Source organism: Lacticaseibacillus camelliae DSM 22697 = JCM 13995 (genome assembly GCF_001311195.1).
In the GTDB taxonomy this organism is placed as follows: domain Bacteria; phylum Bacillota; class Bacilli; order Lactobacillales; family Lactobacillaceae; genus Lacticaseibacillus; species Lacticaseibacillus camelliae.
The window spans coordinates 25,497-47,794 of record NZ_BBAJ01000003.1 but is presented as its reverse complement, the minus strand read 5'-3'; the positions used below and the strand labels follow the sequence as shown (position 1 = coordinate 47,794).

Here is a 22,298-nt window from a genome sequence, read left to right as displayed (position 1 = left end):
CTCATGCAAAACTTTATTAATGCGTATTCGGCGGTCAACCTTTCCTACTTACTGCGAGGCCTGTGGGTCACCGTGGAAGTCTCCGTGGTGTCGATTTTCTTCAGCTTTATCATCGGGACTTTGCTAGGCGTTGCCCGTTACGTCAAAATCAAGTACTTCAGCGCGATTGTTGGTTTCATCATTGACTTGATCCGGAACCTGCCGCTGCTGCTGATCCTGTTCTTCACGTACTTCGCGCTGCCAAATATTGGGATTCGGTTGTCGGTCATTCCAGCTTCGATCATCGCGATGACGGTGTTTGAGTCCGCCATGCTGGCTGAGATCATTCGTTCCGGGATCGGCGCCGTGCCTGTCGGTCAAATGGAAGCGGCCCGCAGCAATGGCATGACCTACACGCAGGCGATGACGCAGATCATTTTGCCCCAAGCTTTCAAGAAAATGATCCCGCCGATCGTGTCGCAGTTTATTTCGCTGGTCAAGGACACGAGTTTGGCAACCATCATCCTGCTGCCGGAGCTGACGCAGCACGCCCAGATCATTTACGGCCAGAACGTCAATTACACGATTCCGATGTTTGTGGCGCTGGCGCTGCTTTACTTTGTCGTCAATTACGCGTTGTCGGTGGCCTCGCATGTGATCGACCACAAGCTGAATTAACCAAAAAGAGGCTGAGCAACAAAGCGGTTTTAGCCCAAAACGCAGGCGTCCCTGCATCACGATTCGCACTACGAATCGCGATGCAGGGGCGTTTGTGTGTCTGGGCGTTGCTATGTGGAACGCGACTAGGTTGATTATGTCTGAGCCTGTTTTTCACCTGAGGCAGGAGAGTGTCGGGCCTTCAAGAGCCGCTTTGTTTGCCTCCTTTTGGGTGCGTTGAAAGCAGTGATACCTGGCAAGAAGCCGCCCGCTGGGATCGGCAAAACCGGTAGTGTGAGGGGGTGGCCCTCGCAGCAGCCGGCTAATTAAGGGCGTCGATTGCTGTCCCTAATTCGTTCAACAACTCGACCCATGACTTCTGGCCTTGATACTTGATGTCCATGCTGGCCACAAACTGCGTCAGGATGGCCTGCGTTTCCGGGGAATAATGACCCCGCGTGACGCTCAAGGCTTCATTAATGCGCAGGGCTTCCCATGCCATGTAAGTTTGGCTGTGCCATTGGTGGCCGTCATACACCAAAGCAAAGGTGTCGGGTGAAACCAAAGCAGTCAAATCGGCGGTGGGGGATAATCCAATACTGCTCAAGTCGACTGGACCGGTCGTTGGGTCCTGATTCGTTAACTTTTGCGCGGGTTGATTATAAATAATTATGGTCTTTGTCATGATGCGGATCACTCCTTAAATAGTGAGATTTTTTTAACCACTGGGAAATTGCGGCAACGACAATCTAAAATATTAATATATTTGAATCCGTTTCCAGCATATCGAGTCGGCCACGAATGTCAACCGCTTCCGGAAAAATACTCTCAACTACGGGCGCCCGCCTTGACCGTAGTTAGCCTAGTTGCTTCAGGCGAGCTGGCGGTCGCATGAGTCGGTCGGGAGGGCCCTCGGCGGCCATCGGCACGATTGCTTTGATTTGGAACAAATTAAAATAAAATGTCAATGTTTTCACCTAAATTTGGATGCGCTATACTTGCACCAATGTGAGCAAGGAGGCAAACAATGACAGAGGAATTTAATCAACGCAAGGCCAATCAGCAAGTCAGATTGTTGCATCAGGCGATTTACGCCGGGTTTACCGACATTGAGGGCATGTCGATCTGGCACGAAACGCGGGCGGATCACCGGGACGTGCCACCGGCAGACGCCGACTGGCAGCCCGTCAAGATCGGCGACAAGTGGTCGGGCCGGGACGATTACTACTGGCTGCGCTTTAAGGTGCAAGTGCACGCGAGCGAGGCCAGCCAAACCGTGTTGCGGCTGGATCTGGGCCGGACCGGCGAAGGCAATAACTCGGGATTTGAATCGCTGCTATTTTTGAACGGTAAGGCGCGTCAGGCGGTTGATTCCAATCACGAAGAGGTCTTTCTCGGCCCTGAGTACGACGGCCAGACTGTCGATATTCAGATCATGATGTGGACGGGGCTTGAAGGCGGCGGGCCCAAAAAGAGCCAGCACTACGTCTTCACCACTGCTCAGCGTGGGCCGGAGCGCCGGACCGTGCGTAAGGCCTACCGTTACCTGAGCAACATCGTGAACTTGATCCCTGAGCTCAGCGAGGACAATCCGCTGCGTTACAGCTACATTCGGTTGGTCAAGCACGCCTTTAAAGGCTTTTTCTGGGCGACGGCCACACCTGCAGAAACGGAAAAGAACGCCGAGCATGCGCTGGCTTTGATCGATGACTTCATCGCCAAGCACCAAACCAGAAGTTGGACTTTGCTGTTGACGCCATTGGTCAAACCCACATTGATGTGGCCTGGCTGTGGCGCTACCGGCACACGCGTGAAAAGGCGCGCCGCTCGTTTGCGACGGCGCTGCGCCTGATGGACCGGTACCCTGATTTCAAATTCTTCTACTCGACACCGCAGGTCCACAAATTTGTTGAGGAAGACGACCCGGAGATGTTCAAGCAGATCCAGGCGCGCGCAGCTGAGGGCCGCTGGGAACCAGACGGTGGCACCTGGCTGGAGCCGGACACCAATCTGCCAAGCGGCGAAGCCTTAGTACGTCAGTTCCTGTACGGGACGCGCTACTTTGAGGAAAAGTTCCACCACAAGCAAACCGTGATGTGGTTGCCGGATGTATTCGGCTACTCCTATGCCCTGCCGCAAATCATGCGGGGGTTTGGCATTCAACGGTTTGTGACCATTAAAATCTCCTGGAACGACACGAACCGGATGCCGCATGACCTGTTCATGTGGACCGGGCTGGATGGCAGCCGCGTGCTGACACAATTTTTGACGACGGTTGAACGTACTGAGGATTACTCGCAGTCCAAGGTCTGGAACTACACTTACAACGGTGAAATCTCGCCGCATGTGGTGATGGGGTCCTATCACGAGTACAAGGACAAGGACAAGTCGAACGTGCTGCTAATGCCTTATGGCTTCGGCGATGGCGGCGGCGGCCCGACCAAGGAAATGATCGAAAACCTGCACGTGATCGACAAACTGCCTGGCCTGCCTCACGCAAAGAACAAGACCGTGGCTGACTTCTTTAGCGACCTGGAGCAGTCAGTCAAGGACAACGAGGAGACCTACCCGGAGTGGAACGGGGAGTTGTACCTGGAGTTCCATCGTGGGACTTACACCTCGCAGGCGAAGACTAAGCGCAACAATCGCAAGCTTGAACTGGCCCTGCGTCGTGCCGAAATTTTGGCCACTACGGCCTTAGTTGAAAAAGGCACGCCTTATCCGAAGAAGGCGTTCGACCGGGCGTGGGAGATTCTGCTGCGCAACCAGTTCCACGACGTGCTGCCGGGTTCTGCCATTGGCGAGGCCTATGAGGACGTCGACAAGCTGTACGCCGAGGCCTTTGACCTCGTGGCCAAAATTATCGCCGACCGCACGACAGAAACCACTGGCATCGAACTGAGCAACCCGCTGCTGGGTGCAACAACGCAGGCCTTTGTCCCCGAAAAGCGTCAGGGTGAGTTCAAGACGGCTGACGGCACTGCGGTTGAAGCCAAGCGCCAAGGCGCCGGTTACTTGCTGCCAGACGTGACCGTTCCGGCCTTCGGAACGACGGCGCTGACCTTTACGCCAACGGGCGAAGCGCCAGCCGCAATGCAAAGTAATGCCAATCAAATCGAAACCCCGCACTACCTGGTCAAGTGGAACGCGGCAGGCCAGCTGACTTCCGTGTTTGACAAGGATAACGACCGGGAAGCCATCAAAACTGGCGGCCTGGGCAATGTCCTCACCGTTTACGAAGATCGGCCGACCTCATTTTCCAACTGGAACATCGACGCGGATTACCCGGAGAAGTCGCGCGTACTTTCGGCGGAGTCGATCACGACCTACCAGGAAGACGCTGGCTACCGCGTGGTCTTCAAGTACCAGTTTGATCAGTCGACGGTGACGCAGACCTTGATTTTGGCTAATGAGTCGCGGCGGCTGGACTTCAAGACGACGGCCGACTGGCACCAGCACGAGCTGCTGCTGCGCACCAGCTTTGACCTGAATGTCCTGACCGACCAAGCCACCTACGACATTCAGTTCGGCAACATCCAGCGGTCCGTGGCCCGTAACACGTCCTGGGAGCAAGCTAAGTTTGAGGTCGTGGGGCACCAGTGGGCCGACATGTCCCAGCGCAACTTTGGCGTGGCGCTGCTCAATGATTGCAAGTACGGGTATGCGGCGACCGACCGCGGTTTGTCGCTTTCGCTGATCAAGTGTGGGGTGTACCCGGACACCGATGCCGATCAGGGGCTGCACGAGTTTACCTATAGTCTTTTGCCGCACCGCGGTGACTTCATTGAGGGCCAAGTGGCCGAAGAGGCAGCTAAGCTCAACGATCCGGTGGTCGTGCGCCAACACGCCGCCAGTGGGTTGAAGCCGCTGTTCACCTTTGCCAATGCAGACGCAGTTCAGGTCGACGCCATCAAGGCCAGCGAAGACGGCAATGCAGTGATCCTGCGGGTGCACAACAACACACCGGGGGACACCCGGTTTACGGTCAAGCCAACCTTCGACTTTGCCAGTGCCGAGCAAGTGCAACTGGATGAATCGCCGGTGGCGGCGCTGACTGCTGGTGAGGATGAGACCTTCTCGCTGATCCTAAAGCCTTTTGAAATTAAGACAGTGGCCTTTAAGCGCAACTAGTCCAAACGGAATCTCATCTTTTTCTCACATTAGGGCTTGACACTTATCGGATTCTAATCTAATATGACTAGCAACAAAGACGAAGAGTAGCAGAGTAACTGAGGACGCCATGTCAGTGAGCCGCGGCAAGTGAGAAGTGGTGATGGTCAGTCAGCGAAAGTAGGCTATGAGTTGGTGCGGCGACTGCGGAAGTGGCACCTGGGATTGCGCCCATTACAGCAATGGCATATCGCCGAGTGATCGGCCGTACGCTTAGAGGTCTAGTTGGTGACGACTAGGCGAATTAAGGTGGTAACACGCGCAAGCGCCTTAGCAATTTTTATTGCTAGGGGCGCTTTTCCTGTCTTCAGGGCGGCCTTTAGCCTGCGACTTTTCGTCAATCTTTATTGGAGGCTTGATTATGGAAAAACGCGACACAAAGCTGACCAAGCGTCAGTACATCACCTTGGGATCGATGCTGTTCGGCCTGTTCTTTGGGGCCGGCAACCTGATTTTCCCGATTCATTTGGGTCAGCTGGCAGGGGGCAACTGGGTCCCGGCAACGGTTGGTTTTCTGCTGTCGGCGGTGCTTTTACCGTTGCTCGCTATTTTGGCCATTTCGATGACTGAGTCTGATTTGATGTTTCATTTGGCCCGGCCGGTTGGCCACGGCTTTGCACTCTTTTTCCTGATTGCGACCCATGCCAGCCTGGGCCTTTTGATCGCCACCCCGCGCACCGCGACGGTCGCGTTTGAAATGGCAGTTCAGCCGTTTATTGCCCAAGCGGATATCCGGTGGTGGCTGCTCGGCTTTTCGGCGCTGTACTTTGCCGCGGCGTACTTCTTTTCCCGCAAGCCGTCTAAAATGACCGATTACGTGGGCAAAATTCTGAACCCACTGCTGCTCCTGCTGCTTTCCAGTGCCTTCATCGCCGCCTTTGTCATCAAAGGGGACGGCGGTACACTGCTCCACGCGACACACGCCACCGCGGCCGGCAGCAACCTCACCAATGGCTTCCTGCAAGGGTACAACACCATGGACGCACTGGCCGGCCTGGGGTTTGGCGTCACCATCGTTACGGCGCTTGGTTTCTTCGGCGTGAACCAGCCGCTGCAACGTTCCAAGGACGTTGCGAAGGTCGGCGTGCTGGCGATGGGGCTGGAAGCCATTATTTACGCACTGCTGATCGCGCTGGGCGTGTTGTCGCTGAACTTCACGAAGCTGTCGGCCAACGGCGGTCCGGCATTCACCTCGATCATGACCCACTACACCGGCTTGATTGGCACCGGCCTGCTCGCGGCGATGACGCTGCTGGCATGCCTGACCTCCGCCATCGGGCTGGTCACCTCGCTGTCGCAGGACCTGGGTCACCGCTTTCCGAAGGTTGGGTTCAAGCGGTTCTTGCCACTGACCTGCACAGGTTCGTTTATCATTGCCAACTTCGGCTGAATGACATCATCACGCTCTCCACGCCGGTGCTGATGCTGCTTTATCCGCTGGCGATCGTGTTGATTCCGCTGGGCATTTTGCACCCGTTCATCGGTAAAAACCCGATCATTTACAAGACGACGGTCTTCATGACCCTGATCCCGGCCATTCTTGACGCTTTGCATTCACTTTACACGGCCTTTCCAGCGCTTTCGCTGCTCAAAGGAATCGATGCGTTCGCCAGCACCTACATTCCGTTGTTCAACATTTCGATGGACTTTGTGCCGTTCATGCTGATCGGCCTGATCGGCGGTACGCTGATTGCAAAGCTGTCCGGTCGCCCTCTGCGCGATCAGGCGTATGAGGCGTTCGGCAGCGAAGATTAGGCCTTGCTTCTTCCCAAAAGCACAAAGCGGCCAGTGGGGCTTCTGCCCTCACTGGCCGTTTTGCGCTAAAAAACTGACCCGTCAAAGCGAGTCAGCAATGTGAAGTTAGTCTTCTTCAACCAGGTACTGACGCAGCTTGCCAGCCTGGATCGGGTTGACGGTGGTTTTGACCTTCGTGCCAGTTTCCACGTACTCGGTATTGATCACACCGGTTTCGCGGTTGATAAAGTCGACCAGCTGACCTTTGTCGAACGGAATCAGGTAGGTGTGCACGGCGGAATCTGAAAAGACGCGCGCCGTGATCATCTGCACCAGCTTGTCGAGCGATGCCGGATCCTTGGCTGAGTAAATCAGCGTGTTGCCGTTTTCCTCGGGGAAGCGGGTGCCAGGGCGCAGATCAGCCTTGTTGTAAGCTTCGATCATCGGGATATTCTCGATACCGATGCTCTTCAAGGTGTCGGAAGTGACCTTCATCATTTCCGGATAGTGCTCGTCGTGGTAGTCGACCACTTGGATCAGCAGGTCGGCGTTTGCCGCTTCGGCCAAGGTGGCCTTGAAAGAATCGATTAGGTTATGCGGCAGCTTGGACACAAAGCCGACGGTGTCCGACAGCAGAAACTTGCGGTTGTCCTTCAGGCTGATCTGGCGCACCGAGGTGTCCAGGGTCGCAAACAGCATGTCCTTTTCAAAGACCTGTTTGTCAGCGCCACGGTCGGTGTAGCGGTCCAGCAGTCCGTTCATCGTCGTGGATTTGCCGGCGTTGGTGTAGCCGACTAAGGCGACGACAGGCAACTTGTTTTCTTTACGCTGGGCGCGGCGCACTTCTTCGCCGACGTCGGCGTCCTTGAGTTCGCGGCGCAGGCGAGCGATGCGTTTGTTCAGCACCCGTTTGTCCATTTCCAGCTTGGTTTCACCGGCCCCGCGGTTGGCTAAACCACCAGCGCCACCGCCGCCTTGCTGGTCGAGTTTGTTCGCCGATGGGTGCAGCCGCGGCAGCGCATACTGCAGTTGGGCAATTTCGACTTGCGCCTGGGCCGTTTTGCTGGCCGCACGGGAGGCGAAAATGTCGAGGATCAGCTGGGTGCGGTCGACGACGTGCAGCTTCATTTCCTTTTCGAGGTTGCGCAGCTGCGATGGGGTTAGCTCGTCGTTGATCACGACAGTCGTGGCGTCGTTGGCGCGGGCCAGTTCGGCGACCTCATCGACCTTGCCAGACCCAAAGTAGGTCGCACCGGTTGGCCGGTCCAAGTTCTGCCGGGACTCGCCGACCACGTCGTAGTGGCGGGCCAGGGCAAGTTCTTTCAGTTCCTGCATCGAGTAGTCGAAGTTCTCTTGCATCCGGGAGATCCCGGCGATAATCACTTTTTCAGGTATTTCTTGCATAAATCCTCCATTGGGCGCTGTTTGCTGCAGCTCATAAAAAAAGGGAAGCCACTAAGCTTCCCAGACGGGGTGAACCGACTTGCAAGCAGCGCAAAAACAATTAGTCATTGGTCGGCGTTGCTTTCTTTAAGCGCATCGCAAGTCGGCTCCTTTCCTTATAGATGTCTTCAGTTTAGCACGATTAGTCAGTTCCAGCCAATCACGGCTTCGGAGTCGTGGCGGTTGCTTGGGCCAGCTTACCGAGTTTTTCACCAAGCGGCTCCACCGGCTTGGTCAGGACCTGAACCTTGCCTGAGATCACCTGCATGTGCAGTGGCAGACCGACGCTGGGGTCTCCGTCGATACGACTTTTGAGCTTCGGGTTGGCGGGTTCGGTTTCAATCATAAGGCGGTCTGCCGCGAAGTACGTCATGCCGGGCAGTTTGGCAAAATTACCGGTCAGGAAATACGGGAGCATCAGCAAAAAGCCGCTGAGTGACGGCTTCGGCGCCACAAACACGTGGAACAAACCATCGTCGGGCTTGGCCTGCGGCGCAAAGTTGCGAAAGCCGCCGACCGAGTTGGTCATGGTGACGAGCAGAAAGCTGGTGTTCTGTTCCCACGTTGTATTTTTGCCGGTAATCTTCAAGTGCCAGTGCTGATTACGGCTGAGCGAGTTCAGGCCGCGGGTCAGGTAGACAATGGGGCCAAAGCGCTGCTTGTCCTTTTGCGAGACGGACACCGCGGCATTCGCCAGCACGCCGAGGGTCAATGTTGAAATCATGACGCGGTCGTTGACGATACCGATGTCCAAGTCGTGCGGGGTGCCTTCCAGCAGGTTGACCAGCGCGAGGTCCGGCATCAGCGGAATGCGCAGGACCTTGGCCAGGTTGTTGACGGTGCCCTGAGGAATGATACCAAGACGCGGCGGGTTGCGGCGCTTGACTAAGCCGCCGGCAACCTGATTGATGGTGCCATCGCCGCCGATTGCGACGACGACATCGCTTTGCGCATGATATGCCAAGTCGGTGGCGTCACCTGGCGCTTTGGTCGGCTGCAGTGTGGCCGCGTGGCCGGCCGCCTTGATCCGGTTGGCCATGTGTTCGGCAACTGCCGAGCCGCCTTTGCGGCCAGCTTCTGGGTTGTAAATCAGCGTGTAAGATGTCATGGGCACATCCCTCCAATAGCTCCAGTGTAACACGCAGATTGGCGAGGCGTTTGAGATGCAAAGCGGCCGTTTGGCAGTGCATACTGGTGAAAAGAGGTGATTGGATGCTGAATGCCACATTGATCGTCGCCGGTACCTTGACCCTTGGGGCTTTAACCCTAGCCGTCTTCGTGCGCCATGAAACAAACGTCCCAGTCCCCGTGCCAATCAGACAGGGGCATTAAATTTTGCTGAAGGTCGTGATGTTCATGAAGCGGCCACCGTTTGCCCGCCGAATCCAAACCACTGGCAGTTAGACTGGCATGATTCAAACCAAGGCTAGTGCTGTTTATGAATCCATTCCTGTCATGCTGGTTGCTTCCGTTTCTGTCGGCTTCACCGGGCTGATTGTCCGGCGGCGGACTTGGGCTGTGGCACGCAAACGCTGATCCTTTAGAAAAAATGACCCCGCCGGCGTTTAGTTGCCAGTGGGGTCATTTTGCTACTCAGATGTTTCATCAAGACGCTTGCATTTTGATTTTAATCTCGATTAATTCTCTTCAGTGACGATGCCGTGACGGCCGTTGCGGGTCGCTGACAAGGTGACGGCAACCATGATGACGTCAATGACGAGGATGACGCCCCACTTAAGCACGTTCGGTGCGCTTGCCAAAATGCTGGTGGCCAAGCCGTAGCTGACTAAGGCAATCAGTGCAACGTCTGTCACAATGGTGATCAGGTTCCAGGTCGCCGGTTTAAACGCGTTGCCGCTTTGCTGCCGTTTCGCGATCCACGGCATCATGAAGCCGAGCACGACCATGCCGATTGGGACGATGATGTTCATCGCCAGCTGCAACGCGAAGGTATCAGCGGTGGCGTCGGTTGGGAAGAAGCCAAGCAGCGCGAGCAGCGCCGTGATGCCGAGCATCCAAGCACCGACGAAAATCGCCACGTGGCGGTTTTTCAGGTACGTGTAACTCGGCTTCGGGAAGCGTTCCGGGTGAATCCGGACCATGAGGTAGGCCCAGAACAGGAAGCAGGTGGAAGCCGGGGAGACGATACCGTTCAGGTTGAGCAGCCAGTTGAAGATGTCGTTGATCTTGGGCAGCAGGCCGCCCAGCGCCATGATCAAGGCGCAGAGGATGGTGGTCATCCAGTAGCCGTTGATTGGGAGGCCGTCGCTGTTCTTTTTCGTGAGCTGTCGCGGCATGAAGCGCTTCGCGACATCGGACAGAAACACGCGAGTTGACGCGTCCAGGATGACGGCCAGCTGGGCGAGCATGTAAATGCCTTGCACGCCGGCGAACAGGTACATCAGACTCTTGCCCAGGCCGAACTGCTCGCCGATGCGCAGAAAGGCGTAGTAGGAGCCGTTCATCTTCAGGTCATTCGGCAGCTTGTGGGCATTGAAGTACACGCCCAGGGAGAATGTGCCGAGCAGGGTCAGAAACATGGTCATGATGGCAATCATTTTCAAGGCCTTGGGGAAATCCTTGGCCGGGTGCTTCATGTCCGCGGTGTACGGCGCGGCGAGTTCCGAGCCGTTCATCGCGAAGACGAACAGGCCGAATGTGGACAGGAAGCCCAGCGAGAAGAAGTCCTTCGGCAAAAAGGCCTTGAAGTTGAACGGGTGGGTGGCGATCGGGTTGCCTTTGGCCAGACCGACAAAGGTCATCACCACAAACAGTACGGTCATGATGAACATGGCGCCGCCGCCAATGGTCGACATGACTTCCAGCGACTTGTTCTTAAACAGGTGCTGAATCCAGATGAAGACCACGAAAATCGCGGCGGTGGTGATGCCGAACCAGGCGTTGCCGAGGTGGGCCTGAATGTTGCCGTTACCGGTGATGATCCAGCCCAGCGAGATGACCACTGAGTTGGCCACGTCCACGACGTAAGGCAGGCCGGTGATCCAGTAGAACCAGGCGGCGTAGTAGCCGACCGTGTCGCCGTTGGTCTCACGCATCCATGAGGTGATGCCGCCGCCGCGTTCCGCGAAGGTCGAGCCCATGTGCGCCACAATCAGGTTATAGGGCAGCACGTACAGAAACGTCATCAGCACCCATGAGGTGACGGCGACGAGTCCTTGATTCTGAAAGTTATAAATGATGTCGTCGAAGCCGATGACCGTAACGAAATCCATTAGGCCAACAATGACCCATGGAATGTATTCTTTTTTTGTCTTTAGTATCCATTTTATCCTCCGAGTGTGACAGTGTGCGGTCAGCGCTCAAAGGCCCGGGGCTTTATTTCTACGCATAGGGCTCCTCCAAGTCAGACAATTTTGTCTTACCCATTTTACCCTATATTAGTTTTCAGTAAACACCCAAAATTACGTGTGTGGTTTATCGGGCTTCCGAGTGTCCGCTAATGGCTCAGACTGCTGAAAAATGGTCTGGTCATACTTGAAGTCAACGCAAAAAGAGCACGCTGTCGATTGGCGGCGTGCCCTTGAGGGGTTGCATGAATGTGCAGGTTTAGGCGGCGGAAACGCCTTTGCGCCCGTTGCGCGTGATCAAAAGGACCAAGCCGACTGCCACAAGGTCGGCGACGATGACCAACCCCAGCTTAGGCAGGGTCGCAAGTCCGGCAAACAGCCGCACGTCGATGCCATAGCTGACCGCGCCCACGGCCCCAATGGCGAGCAGGATGGTGATGATCTGCCAGCCGCGCACGCCGAACGCAGTGCCGCGGTCTTGTTGCCGCTTAGTGAGCCAGGGCATCATGAAGCCGAGGATGATCATGCCGGCCGGCACTGCAAAGTTCAACGTTAGCATGGTCGCAAAGGTTTTGGGATCAGAGTCGGTCGGGAAAAAGCCCATGACCGCTAGGATGAATGTGACACTGAACATCCACAGGCCGACCAAGAAGGCGAGCTTGTCAGATTTGATGTAGGTGTACTCCGGCGTTTTAAACCGGTCGGAGTGCCGCCGCAGCATCATGAACGCCCAGAACAGGAAGCAAGTCGCAAACGGTGACACGATGCCGTTCAGATCCAGCAGCCAGTTGAAGATGTCGTTGATCTTCGGCAGCAGGCCGCCCAGGGCCATAATGACGCCGCAAATCGCGGTGGTCAGCCAGTAGCCGTTGATCGGCAGGCCGTCACTGTTCTTCTTAGTCAACTGCTTGGGCAGGAAGCGCTTGTTCACGTCGGCCAGGAAGATTCGGGTCGAGCCGTCCAGCAGAATGGCCAGTTGCGCCAGGTCGTACAGCAGCTGCGTGACTGTGAAGGTGTAGAGCAGTGTGTTGCCCAGACCGAACTGGTGGCCAATCAGCTGAAACGCGTAGTAGTTCCCGTTCATTTTGAGGTCGTTTGGCAGGTGGTGAGCATTAAAGTAAACGCCCAGACTGAAGGTGCCAAACAGGGTCAGGAACATGGTCATGATGGCGATCATTTTCAGGGACTTGGGAAAATCGCGGCTCGGGTGTTTCATGTTGCCCGTGTAAGGGGCTGCCATTTCCGAACCGTTCATCGCGAAGACGAACAGGCCGAACGTGGAAAGAAAGCGGAAGGACCAGAAGTGCTTGGGCATGAACGCCTGCAGGTTGAACGGGTGCGTGGCAATCGGCCGGCCCTGTTTCAGGCCGACGAACGTCATGATGACAAACATCACCGTCATCCCGAACATCGCGATGCCGCCGATGGTGGACATGACCTCCAGCGACTTGTTCTTGAACAGGTGCTCGAGCCAGATGAAGACGACGAACACGAAGGCGGACAGAATTCCGAACCACGCGTTCCCCATGTGGGACTGGATGTTGCCGTCGCCGTTGAGGATCCAGCCGGCGGAAATGATGACTGAATTGGCCACATCCACGACGTAAGGCAGTTCCGTGATCCAGTAGAACCAGCCGGCAAAGTAGCCGACCGTGTCGCCATTGGTCCGGCGCATCCAGGACGTGATGCCGCCGCCTTCGTCAGAGAAGGTCGACCCCATGTGCGCGACGATTAGGTTGTACGGGATGACGTAAAAGAACGTCATCAGCACCCAAGTGAAAAGGGCGACCAGCCCCTGATTACGGAAATTATAAATAATATCGTCAAAGCCAATAACGGTGACGAAGTCCATCAGCGCAATGATGAACCACGGAATGTAATGATTTTTTTTCGTCTAATTCATTATTCATATGATTACTCCTCAGTTGTCAGTAACGTTCGACAAGCTGAGGGCCGGGGGCTTTGTTGCGAGCCATGACCACTCTCCTCACGTGCACTGTGCGGTACTGGCGCATAGTTTACTTATGACACTATTGATTAATTCTAGCCGACTTTTCAGAAAATTCTAGGCCATTTCAGAAAATATGTTGAGAAATGGTTAAGCAACTTACAGAGTTGTTAGCGTTCGGCCGTAAAACGTAAGGTCACAGCAAGGCGTTTTACGTTACGATATTGGCATGGACAAATTAGGGGGCACTCGCCCCAAATGGAGGAATCAACATGGCAGAGCAACCAGTCGTCAGCGTTAAGGATGTCACCAAAACTTATGGTAAGCGCGGCGAAAAGCAGTACCAGGCCTTGAAAGGCATCACGTTTGATGTACAGCCCGGTGAATTTGTCGGCATCATGGGGGCCAGCGGCTCTGGGAAAACCACGCTGCTGAACATTTTAAGCACGCTGGACCGGCCAACCTCCGGCAGCGTCGCGATCAACGGCCAGGACGTCACCGCGCTGCGAGGTAACCAGCTGTCCGATTTTCGGGCCAAGCGGGTCGGGTTCATTTTTCAGGATTTCAACCTGCTTGAGAACCTGACGGCGCGCGAAAACATCGCCCTGCCGATGGCGCTGCAGAACGTCAAAAGTGCGCAGCAGCAGGCAGCCGTGACCCGAATCGCCCAGACTTTGGGCATCGATGCTGTGCTCGACCACTACCCAACAGAGCTGTCCGGCGGTCAAAAGCAGCGCGTCGCGGCCGCTCGCGCCTTGGTGCAGCAGCCGGCGATCCTGTTTGGCGACGAGCCGACCGGGGCCTTGGACTCCCAGTCCGCCCGGGAGCTGCTGAACACGATGGCGCAGCTGAACGAGCAGCAGCACGTCTCAATTTTGTTGGTCACCCACGATCCGTTTTCGGCAAGTTACGCCAAGCGCATCCTGTTCATTAAGGATGGCCAGATCGGCCAGGAGCTGGTGCACGGCGAAAAGACGCAAGAGCAGTTCTACCAAGAGATTTTGACGACCCTGGGCACATTCCAGCAGTAAGGAGGCGGGAAGATGTTACGCAAATTAGCTCTCGGCGGGATTCGTTCCCGCTTTCGCGATTACGCGGTCCTGTTCTCCGGACTGGTGATCGGCAGCGCCGTGTTCTACATGTTTCTCAGCCTCGCGACCAACAAGGCGTTTCTGACCGCCAACACCATGGTGGGGATGACCTCGTTCATTTTTGGCTTTGGTGAGATTCTGCTCGTGATCATCACGACGGTGTACATCGTCTACGCCAACAGTTTTCTGATGAGCATGCGCCAGCGCGATTACGCCATGTTCATGATGCTGGGCGCCAAGAGTCGCAAAATTGCCCAGCTGATCTTCATTGAAACCGTGACGGTTGGCGTGCTGGCTGCCGTGGCCGGAATTCTGGTCGGCATGGGCCTGACCGGCGTGGCCGGGCACGTGCTGATGGCTCAGCTGCACGCGCCGGCAACGCACTTTTCGGTCGTTTGGCCACCGGCGATTCTGTGGACGTTTGTCTTTTTCCTACTCATGTTTGTGGTCGGGGCGCTGATCAATGCGCACAATCTGCTCAAAACGCCGCTGCTAGACCTCTTGCACGCGGCGACGACGCCGAACCGGCTCAAGACGAAGAAGTGGGTGCTTGGAGTTCAGGCGGTCTTGGCGGTGGTGCTGCTGGCGATTGGCTATTGGGCGATGAGTCAGCTGGCCAAGCTGGTACTGGCGGGCATTGCCATCGCACTCGTCGCGATTGTGCTGGGTTCGTACTTTCTGTTCAATTCTCTGCTGGTTTGGCTAATTGGACTGCTGAAAAAAAACAAGCGCTTTGCGGCCAAGGGACTGCACACCTTCACGCTGAGTCAGCTGAGCTTTCGCATTCGTGACTACACGCGGATCCTGGCAGTGGTATCAATCCTCTTTGCGCTGGCGCTTGGGGCCATTACCGTGGGGCTGGGATTCGAGCATGACATTCCGGACCTGGCTTCCAAGCAGAATGGCTACGATGCCGTGGTGGTGGATCCCAACGCGGCCACGCTGGCCAAGGCCAAGCGGCTGACCGGGGTCAAGGCACAGGTCAACTACCACCTCAAACAGGACAAAAAGCACATCTACTTTAATGCCGCCGAGCTGGATCAGCACCCACTGCTGTTTGCACAGTACGGTCGCGGCCCAGTGCAATACACCAAAGTTACCGGCGCGAACTTTGCCAAGGAGGCCGGTGATTACGAGAGTCAGTTTGATCAGTTTATGACCAAGCAAGTCGCAGGCAAGCAGCCTGCTGTCCTGAGCGCCTCGGCGTTTGCCAAGCTGGACAGTCCGGTCGCCACGGCACACACCTGGCGATTGGATGATTTCACGGCCAATTATGATCAGTTGGCGGCGCTGAACAAGGCGATTATTGCGCAGTACGGTAAGCAAAGCAGCGCCGTTTACGGCCAGAAATTTACTTATTACGACATGATCAACGGGGCCTTCTCGGGCATGGCGTTCATGGGCTTCTTCCTTGGCATTGCGTTCCTGGCGATGCTCGCGTCGACGCTGATGTTCAAGATCCTCAGCGGTGCGTCTTACGATCAAAGCCGGTACTTGATGCTGCAAAAGATTGGGGTGCGGCCAGGCCTGCTGCGCAAATCCGTGCGGCAGGAAATCGGGGCGCTGTTCTTGTTCCCCGGCCTGCTTGGTGTGATCCACGTGCTGTTTGGATTGAAGATGTTCGTTGGGCTGCTGCAGGAACCATACGCGCACCTGGCCCTGCCATTTGGACTGTTCATCTTACTGTACGCCATCTACTATATTCTGACGGTGTGGCTATATGAACGCATCGTCATCCAAAAAGATATCGCCACGGACTGAGGCAGCTTAGGGCTCGTTCGGACGGTCAGCTAGCTTTAGAAAGGCGACTGTTTAGCCGCCTTTTTTTTGATGGGGAGAAAGTGGCCAAAAGCCCCGTTCTGGTGCGGCCTGAGCCGAATGCTTGACATTGCCAGAGGCAAGCAGTATGCTAGCTCTCGTTTTCAAATTACGGCGGCTCGCATACGGCGAGTCAGGGGGGCTATCATGATTTCGCAAGACATGGCGTTCGCGCCAATTGATGATATTGGTGCGATCACATATCCAAGTTTGGCTGGGCTTTCCTGCCCGCACTGCGGGGCCGACCATTTTGTGCCGGTTCGCCTGGCGCACCGCAAGCTGCGGATGGATATGGTGATGGAAGACGATTCGGTGCAGCCAGTCGTCTTTAAACCCATCGAGGTGCAGTGCCTGGTTTGCGGCCGGCGGTTTGATGCCCAGCCGCACGACGCGAGCGCTGAAGAGCGGCTCACTGTGCCACACACCCTGACCATCACCCGCGAGAAGAATCGGCTAGGTGGGACGGTGTACGTGATGCTCAACGGCTTTGCCCAGTGCCTGCCGATCGAAAACGGCGAAACCTTGCAGCTTGAGATCAACACAAAGGATGTCTACATCTTTGTGGCCGGCAACACCAAGCGGTTTGACCGGCAAAACGCCTTCCACCTCAGTCTGACCGACTTGGCGCCAGACCCTGAGATCAGCTTCAAGTTCCATCCTCAATTTCTGTAATCAAGCGCGGCGGTTCTCGTGATGAGGACCGCTTTTTTCGTGGTGCAAAACCCCACAAAAAACCGGCCGTCACAATGACGACCGGTAATTGGGCCAGTTGGTTCCCCCAAACCAGCGGGGTTATTCGAACATCTTCTTGGTGGCCCGCAGCAGGGTGGGGATGTCCTTGTCGTACCGCGGCGTTTTGACCAAATGACTCATCGGGATGCCGGCGAAGTGGTAAGCGGCGATTTCTCCGGAACGGACGGCACTTTGTTCAGTGAAGACCATCTGGTACGGCTGCTCGGCGAACTCACCGGTGAACGCGAGGTTGGTTGAGTGGGCCGGAATAACCAGCGGCCGGTCAGCCTTGGCGCGGTTGTTGAATAACGCCGAGGCATACGGCATGTATACGGGAATGCAGTTAATTACCGAATCCATGATTGCCTGCTCGTGTTCTTTGATGTTGATTGGGCCTGGATCGACCATTGAGAGTTGGCCGAGCAGCTCCTTGAGCATTTCCTCACCGGTCATTTCGATGTACGGCTTCTGCACGAACTCGCCGGTGCGGCGCGGGTACAGGAAGTAGCCCCAAATGACGCTTTCGTTTGGCTTTTGCGTGGTGAAGTGCGGCTGGTGGTGCACCACAATGGACATGTTGACATCGGGCTGGCCGAGAGGCGTGATCGGCGCCGTGCTCAGAAATGAATTCAGGGCGTTGCCTGGGACCTGCGTGGTGATGCGCGTGATCTCGTTAAGCAGCAGGTGGTCATTGGTGGTCAGGGTGAAGCTGACCCACTCGGAGGCATCGCGGTCGGCGAAGAACTTATCCGGATTGCCCAAGTTGTAGAAGCGGCTTGCGGCCTTTTTCCAGAGGCTGGCGGCGATGCCGTAGTCCATGTTCTCGCGGGCCGGGGTGTGGTAGTCGCCAATGGTGGCCGAGTCAGTGATGGAGCCGTTGGTGAAAATCACCGCCGTGTCCTCATCAACATCGACATGTTCAACGTCGCCTGTGTTAGCATCAGTGACTTCAAGGCCGGTGACGGTGATCTCGTCCTGCATCTTGGAGTCCTTGAACGTCCAGTCAGAGACGATTTTGTCGAGCACAATGTTGACGCCTTGGCCCTGCAGGTACTTGATCAGCGGCATCATGATACTTTCGTACTGATTGTAGCGCGTGCGGTTGACGCCGACGAGGTGCTCGATCTGCGTGAACTCATACAGCATCATGTGCATGTAACGCCGCAGCTCCTGCGCGCTGCTCTGCGTGCGGAAGGCAAACGTGGTCTCCCACATGTACCAGAAGTTGGTGGTGAACATGTGTGGGTCGTCTTGGAAGTAGTCGGCAATGGTGACGTTGTCGAGCTGCTCCTCGTCCTTGTCCGGCATCATGACCAGCTTGGTCAGCAGCATCCGGTCCTGGTTGTTGAGGCCGAGGTGCGAGGCGTTGATGATGCCTTCACCGCGCCGCAACAGCCTGGCCTTGTCGAAGGTGCGGTGCTTGCTGTCAAAATCGCGCGTGTCTTCGGCTGCGGTCATGCCGGGTTCGGTGACGGACTGCACGCGGCTCAGCAGATCCATCAGATCCACATAGGTGCGGTAGTTCAGCATGCGGCCGCCGCGGGCGATATAGCCCTTGGTGTTGTCCAGCGGGTGCTCCTTGTTCCAGTATTCTGCGGCCTGGTCAGTGGCGGCGCTGCCGTCGTTGGAGCCGTGGTCGTCCAGACTGTAGAAGGTGATGGCGTCGCCGTTCCATTTGCCTTCTTGAATCAGGTACACCGCCGCGGCCATATTGGCCAGGCCGGCACCAATCATAACTGCTTTATGTTTGATCATGTGAAAACTTCCTTTCGTTTGAGCTGCGTCGGACAGGTGATTTTAGTGGGCCGGCTAGCCACGCTTGCGTTGCCTGCCCGAAGCGCGACTATCACCGGCGCTGCGATTCAAAAATCGCGTAATCTTTCGCATCGTCATGGAACCAGTCCAGCTTCTTCAAGGTGTATGCGGTCGCACCGGCAAGAACGCCGGCAACCAGGCCAAACAGTAGTGTTTTCTTTTTCATCAGATGGACCACCTTTCTGTTTACGCTTACAGTGTATGGGGAAAAGCAGCGCAAAAAAAATAGGCAACCCGGGGGATTGCCCAAAAATCTCAATGTAATGTATTCGCGTTGTGGATCGCGTTTTGGACCGCGCCGGTCAGCATGATGTCGCAGCGATGGACGATGGCCTGTTTGGGCTCCGCCAGCCCTTTCATGAGCACTGAATGATTTGTGCCACAATGGCCAGCCCGTAAAAGTTGCAGATATCATCCGTCAGCGGTTTGGGCAGGTTGGAATCGGCGTCCACCACGACTCGGTGGACCAGGGATTCGGCGACGGTCGCGAGCAGCTGCTCCAGCAGATCGCGGCCGACCGAGTTGAACGAGGCCACACAGAAAGAACGGTTGTCGTCGATGTAATCCAGCAGCATGCGCAGCGCTTTTTGCCACTCGGTGATCTGCGCGTATTTTGCCATCTGGACAATGATTTCCTGCTCGTAGATCCAGGCCAACAGGGAATAAATATCCTCGAAGTGGTAGTAAAACGTGTTGCGCGTTACCCCGGCCTTCTTCGTCAGCGCACTGATCGTGATGTGCTCCAGCGCCGTAGTGGCCATCATCTCGCGCAGGGTGCGAGCAAGGCGGCGCTTGGTTGTGTCAGTGGCCATCTTAGACCAGCTTGAGCTCGTTGTAGCCGAGCACCTTGATGCCTTCGTCGGTGAGTGCAATGCGCGAGATGGAACCGTTGCGCGGCGAATCGGTGACCACCCAGCCGTCCGCTTTGCCAAATTTGTCGATGATGCTGCGGATGGTTGTCCCATGGGTGACCAGAAGGACATTGTCACCGTTTTGGTTCTGGTCGCGCAGCAGCTTGAAGCCTTTTTGCAGCCGGTTCCAGTAAGTCAGCGCGTCCTCGGCGTCGTGGAAGGGATCAGCCTCGTGCATAAAGTCCTTTGTCGCGTCGACGCCGAATTTCTCAATCAGTTCCTTGAAGGTGGGGACACCGTGAGGCATGCCGACCGCGTACCAGGTCTTAGGCGAGTCCTCGCCTTCGAAGTAACCGTAGAACTGCTCGCGAAACAGTGGGGTTTCGGTGAGTTCAACGTTGCTGTTGAAATTCTGGTCGAGGATGAAGCCGGCCGTGCGCCGAGCGCGCATGGTGTCGCTGCAGTAAGCGTGCGTGAACGTGACGTGGCGCAAGGCCGCGCCGGCACGCTTGCCATCCGCGATGCCTTTTTCCGTCAGTGGCGAGTCCGACCAGCCTTGCATCTTGTTGAATTTATTGAACCAGGTCTGGCCGTGCCGGACCAGGTAAACGGTAACTGTTTTCATGGCGCACCTCCGTCATATTTACCTCAAGTTTACCACAGCACAAGCTTCCGCCGAGGCCAAAAAGGGGGGGCGGCTGGCGGCCGTCCCTTGGATCGAACTATCTCTGCTGCTCGCCTTCGTAATACGCGGCACGCTTGGCGGCGTGGCGCTTAGCAATTTCTTCCTTCTGCTTGGCCGCCGCGGCTTCTTGGGCTTTTTTTTCGGCGTTCAGCGGTGCGGTCAGGTCGAAGAACCAGCTGGTGACCTGAGCGTCGGCGGGGCCGATCCAGGCCGGTCGCAGCAGAGTCTGGTCGTCGTTAAACTCGTCCACCACGCTTTCGACGATGACTACACAGTTTTTCAGGCTGGCCAGAGTCGCCGCGCGGCTGCTTTGGTCGTATGTGGCAGCGAGTTGATTTTGCTCATAGGATGCCAGCTTGGACCAGACATTCTTGAAGTTAACGCCTGGGTCAAAGTGGCCATCTTGTGCCAGCGTTTCCCGGTAGGCGTAAAGCTTGAGCACCTGCGGCCGCAGGTGGGCGTTGAACTGCTCATTGGCGTAAAGCAGGTTGTTGCGCGAAAGGCCCTTGATCACATTGCCGGCGATCCAGAAGATTTCATTGAGGGTCGCTTCGTAGTCCGCCTGCGTCGGCACCGTGAGAAAATGGCTGGATGCATCAGTGCACGTGGGCTGACGCGGCCTTGACCCTGCCGCCAAATGATCGTGTTCAAGTGGTCGGCGGCCAGGTACGCGGCTTCGTCAGCTGCCGGCGCGATTTTCCAATCGATCCGACGCGTCCCTTGGTAGCGGGTCAGCCAGGATTCCCAAGCGCCAGTGCCAGGACCGAACAGGTGCGTGTCGTGCAGGTGCTGCACCAGCCGAGGCTCGCCCAGCGCCTTGACCCAGGCCTCGGCGTCCACTTGAGCAGGATCGCTGGCGAACAGCGTGACGTCCAAATCGGTCCACTTGTCAGGGGCCTGGGCCGGATCATTGCCGGACCCTTCTGTGCCGATGGCGACGATATTCGGGTCCTTTTCCGCGCGGTCAATAATTGTATCGATGTCTGCCATATTGTGCCTCCGTTAAACTTTGCCATCATTATAGCGCTTTGCTGCGACGAAAAAAAAGCCAGCCGCAAAGGGCTGGCAATATGACTTAGTCGTTAAAGTTGCCGGATTCGACATCCTTGATGAACTGCTTCAGGTGCGCGAAGTAAACCGGCGCGTTGTCTATCATGTGGTGATGGCCGCCATCCGGCGTGGTGACAAGGCGCGCGTGCGGAATGTCTTCAGCCATGCGCTGAGCCGAGCGAAGCGGCATGGTTTCGTGCTCGCCGAAGGTCAACAGAGTTGGCACCTTAATGTTGTGGATCTGGTCGCGAATGTCCCAGTCCTTCAGCTTGCCGGTAACCACGAATTCGTTGTCGCCTTGGAAGGCGTTGTACACTGGGGTGCCAGTGGTGTCAATCAAGTGCGAAATGGCAGGCGGCTGCTTGCGGTCAACGTAGCTGCGGTTCAAGACGTCGACGTACTTCTGGTACTGGGCATCCTTCCAGTTGCCTTCCGCTTCGATCTTCTTCATGTACTTGACGGCCTTGGGCGGTAGGCACTCTTCGCGCACATAGTTGACGTGCTCGACGTATTCATCGATGTTGTCGATCATGGACGAAATGATGGCGCCCTTGAGGTGCTCGCCGTACTTCAGCGCATATAGCTGGGTCAAGGCGCCGCCCCAACTCTGGCCGATCAGGTAAAAATGATCCAGGCCAAGCTTTTGGCGCACTTCCTCGACTTCGCCCAGGAAGTAGTCGGTCGTGAGGTACTTTTTCGCGATTTCCGGATCCGAGTAGTCCGGTTGATCGGAGTACCAGCTGCCAAGCTGGTCGTACATGTGAACCTGAACGCCGAGGTCCTTGAGTTCCTCGCCAAAATTTTCCCAGTATTCATGGTTGCCACCAGGGCCGCCGTGCAGGCAGAGCAGGTGAATGTCGCCTTCACCCTGAGTGTTGGTCCAAAGGTGGTAGCCGTTATCAAGCGTAATAATCGTGGTTCCTTGCTTCATCGTGGTCACCGCATTTCCTTAGATTAATCTCATTCTATCACTTTCGGCCAGCGCATGGTGGCTGGTCAACAAGCGTTTTGACGCCA

General features: G+C 56.2%; 18 protein-coding genes and 1 pseudogene. 7 read left to right on the top strand and 12 right to left on the bottom strand.

Annotated features, from left to right (window positions below; all coding sequences use genetic code 11):
* Positions 1-3: 3 nt before the first annotated feature.
* Positions 4-657, top strand: a complete 654-nt coding sequence (locus JCM13995_RS01025; RefSeq protein ID WP_054661615.1) for an amino acid ABC transporter permease — start codon at positions 4-6, stop codon at positions 655-657.
* A 301-nt stretch (positions 658-958) separates the two neighbouring features.
* Here the strand turns inward: JCM13995_RS01025 and JCM13995_RS01020 are convergent, their stop codons facing one another.
* Positions 959-1,321 carry a hypothetical protein gene (locus JCM13995_RS01020; protein ID WP_054661612.1) on the bottom strand — a complete coding sequence of 121 codons (363 nt, stop codon included), beginning with the start codon at positions 1,319-1,321 and terminating at the stop codon, positions 959-961.
* A 342-nt stretch (positions 1,322-1,663) separates the two neighbouring features.
* Between JCM13995_RS01020 and JCM13995_RS14205 the strand changes: the two genes are divergently transcribed.
* The 3 genes and pseudogenes from JCM13995_RS14205 to brnQ all read left to right on the top strand — a co-directional run bounded on the left by JCM13995_RS14205 (position 1,664) and on the right by brnQ (position 6,561).
* Positions 1,664-2,488: a hypothetical protein gene (locus JCM13995_RS14205; RefSeq protein WP_054661609.1), complete on the top strand. Its 825-nt coding sequence runs from the start codon at positions 1,664-1,666 to the stop codon at positions 2,486-2,488.
* Entirely contained in the window at positions 2,374-4,767 is a 2,394-nt protein-coding gene (locus tag JCM13995_RS01010) for an alpha-mannosidase (RefSeq protein ID WP_082397654.1), read from the top strand. Before JCM13995_RS14205 ends, JCM13995_RS01010 begins: the two co-directional genes overlap by 115 nt.
* Positions 4,768-5,167: 400 nt before the next feature.
* Positions 5,168-6,561 (top strand): annotated as a pseudogene (gene brnQ, locus JCM13995_RS01005) (branched-chain amino acid transport system II carrier protein).
* 105 nt (positions 6,562-6,666) lie between these two features.
* Here brnQ and hflX read toward each other — a convergent pair.
* The 4 genes from hflX to JCM13995_RS00985 all read right to left on the bottom strand — a co-directional run bounded on the left by hflX (position 6,667) and on the right by JCM13995_RS00985 (position 13,143).
* Positions 6,667-7,944, bottom strand: coding sequence for a GTPase HflX (gene hflX, locus JCM13995_RS01000; RefSeq protein ID WP_054661603.1), 1,278 nt, complete (start codon positions 7,942-7,944; stop codon positions 6,667-6,669).
* Positions 7,945-8,143: 199 nt separating this feature from the next.
* Positions 8,144-9,091, bottom strand: coding sequence for a diacylglycerol/lipid kinase family protein (locus JCM13995_RS00995; protein WP_054661600.1), 948 nt, complete (start codon positions 9,089-9,091; stop codon positions 8,144-8,146).
* Between the two features lie 529 nt (positions 9,092-9,620).
* The gene (locus tag JCM13995_RS00990) at positions 9,621-11,216 is read right to left on the bottom strand and encodes an APC family permease (RefSeq protein WP_054661597.1); all 1,596 of its coding nucleotides are present in this window, start codon (positions 11,214-11,216) and stop codon (positions 9,621-9,623) included.
* Positions 11,217-11,550: 334 nt separating this feature from the next.
* Complete coding sequence (locus tag JCM13995_RS00985; protein ID WP_054661594.1) at positions 11,551-13,143, bottom strand: APC family permease; 1,593 nt, start codon at positions 13,141-13,143, stop codon at positions 11,551-11,553.
* A 368-nt stretch (positions 13,144-13,511) separates the two neighbouring features.
* Between JCM13995_RS00985 and JCM13995_RS00980 the strand changes: the two genes are divergently transcribed.
* From JCM13995_RS00980 to JCM13995_RS00970, 3 genes are all read left to right on the top strand, one after another.
* Positions 13,512-14,270, top strand: a complete 759-nt coding sequence (locus JCM13995_RS00980; protein ID WP_054661591.1) for an ABC transporter ATP-binding protein — start codon at positions 13,512-13,514, stop codon at positions 14,268-14,270.
* Between the two features lie 12 nt (positions 14,271-14,282).
* Positions 14,283-16,091 (top strand): FtsX-like permease family protein, encoded by a 1,809-nt coding sequence (locus JCM13995_RS00975; RefSeq protein ID WP_054661588.1) that lies wholly within the window; start codon positions 14,283-14,285, stop codon positions 16,089-16,091.
* A 204-nt stretch (positions 16,092-16,295) separates the two neighbouring features.
* Positions 16,296-16,820: a hypothetical protein gene (locus JCM13995_RS00970; protein WP_054661585.1), complete on the top strand. Its 525-nt coding sequence runs from the start codon at positions 16,296-16,298 to the stop codon at positions 16,818-16,820.
* A 120-nt stretch (positions 16,821-16,940) separates the two neighbouring features.
* On the opposite strand, the gene JCM13995_RS00965 is transcribed toward JCM13995_RS00970, so the two are convergent.
* From JCM13995_RS00965 to JCM13995_RS00940, 7 genes are all read right to left on the bottom strand, one after another.
* Entirely contained in the window at positions 16,941-18,671 is a 1,731-nt protein-coding gene (locus JCM13995_RS00965) for an oleate hydratase (protein WP_225350620.1), read from the bottom strand.
* A 55-nt stretch (positions 18,672-18,726) separates the two neighbouring features.
* Positions 18,727-18,861: a hypothetical protein gene (locus tag JCM13995_RS16570; RefSeq protein WP_263849526.1), complete on the bottom strand. Its 135-nt coding sequence runs from the start codon at positions 18,859-18,861 to the stop codon at positions 18,727-18,729.
* Positions 18,862-19,051: 190 nt separating this feature from the next.
* Positions 19,052-19,507, bottom strand: coding sequence for a TetR/AcrR family transcriptional regulator C-terminal domain-containing protein (locus tag JCM13995_RS00960; protein WP_054661579.1), 456 nt, complete (start codon positions 19,505-19,507; stop codon positions 19,052-19,054).
* A gap of 1 nt (position 19,508) precedes the next feature.
* The gene (locus JCM13995_RS00955) at positions 19,509-20,171 is read right to left on the bottom strand and encodes a histidine phosphatase family protein (protein ID WP_054661577.1); all 663 of its coding nucleotides are present in this window, start codon (positions 20,169-20,171) and stop codon (positions 19,509-19,511) included.
* A gap of 97 nt (positions 20,172-20,268) precedes the next feature.
* A complete protein-coding gene (locus JCM13995_RS16565) occupies positions 20,269-20,805 on the bottom strand; it encodes an aminoglycoside 6-adenylyltransferase (RefSeq protein WP_162230891.1) in 537 nt (178 codons plus the stop codon).
* Positions 20,742-21,221 (bottom strand): aminoglycoside 6-adenylyltransferase, encoded by a 480-nt coding sequence (locus JCM13995_RS16560; protein ID WP_082397652.1) that lies wholly within the window; start codon positions 21,219-21,221, stop codon positions 20,742-20,744. Before JCM13995_RS16560 ends, JCM13995_RS16565 begins: the two co-directional genes overlap by 64 nt.
* A gap of 85 nt (positions 21,222-21,306) precedes the next feature.
* On the bottom strand, positions 21,307-22,212 hold the full coding sequence (locus JCM13995_RS00940; RefSeq protein ID WP_054661571.1) for a proline-specific peptidase family protein: 906 nt from the start codon (positions 22,210-22,212) through the stop codon (positions 21,307-21,309).
* Between the last annotated feature and the right edge of the window lie 86 nt (positions 22,213-22,298).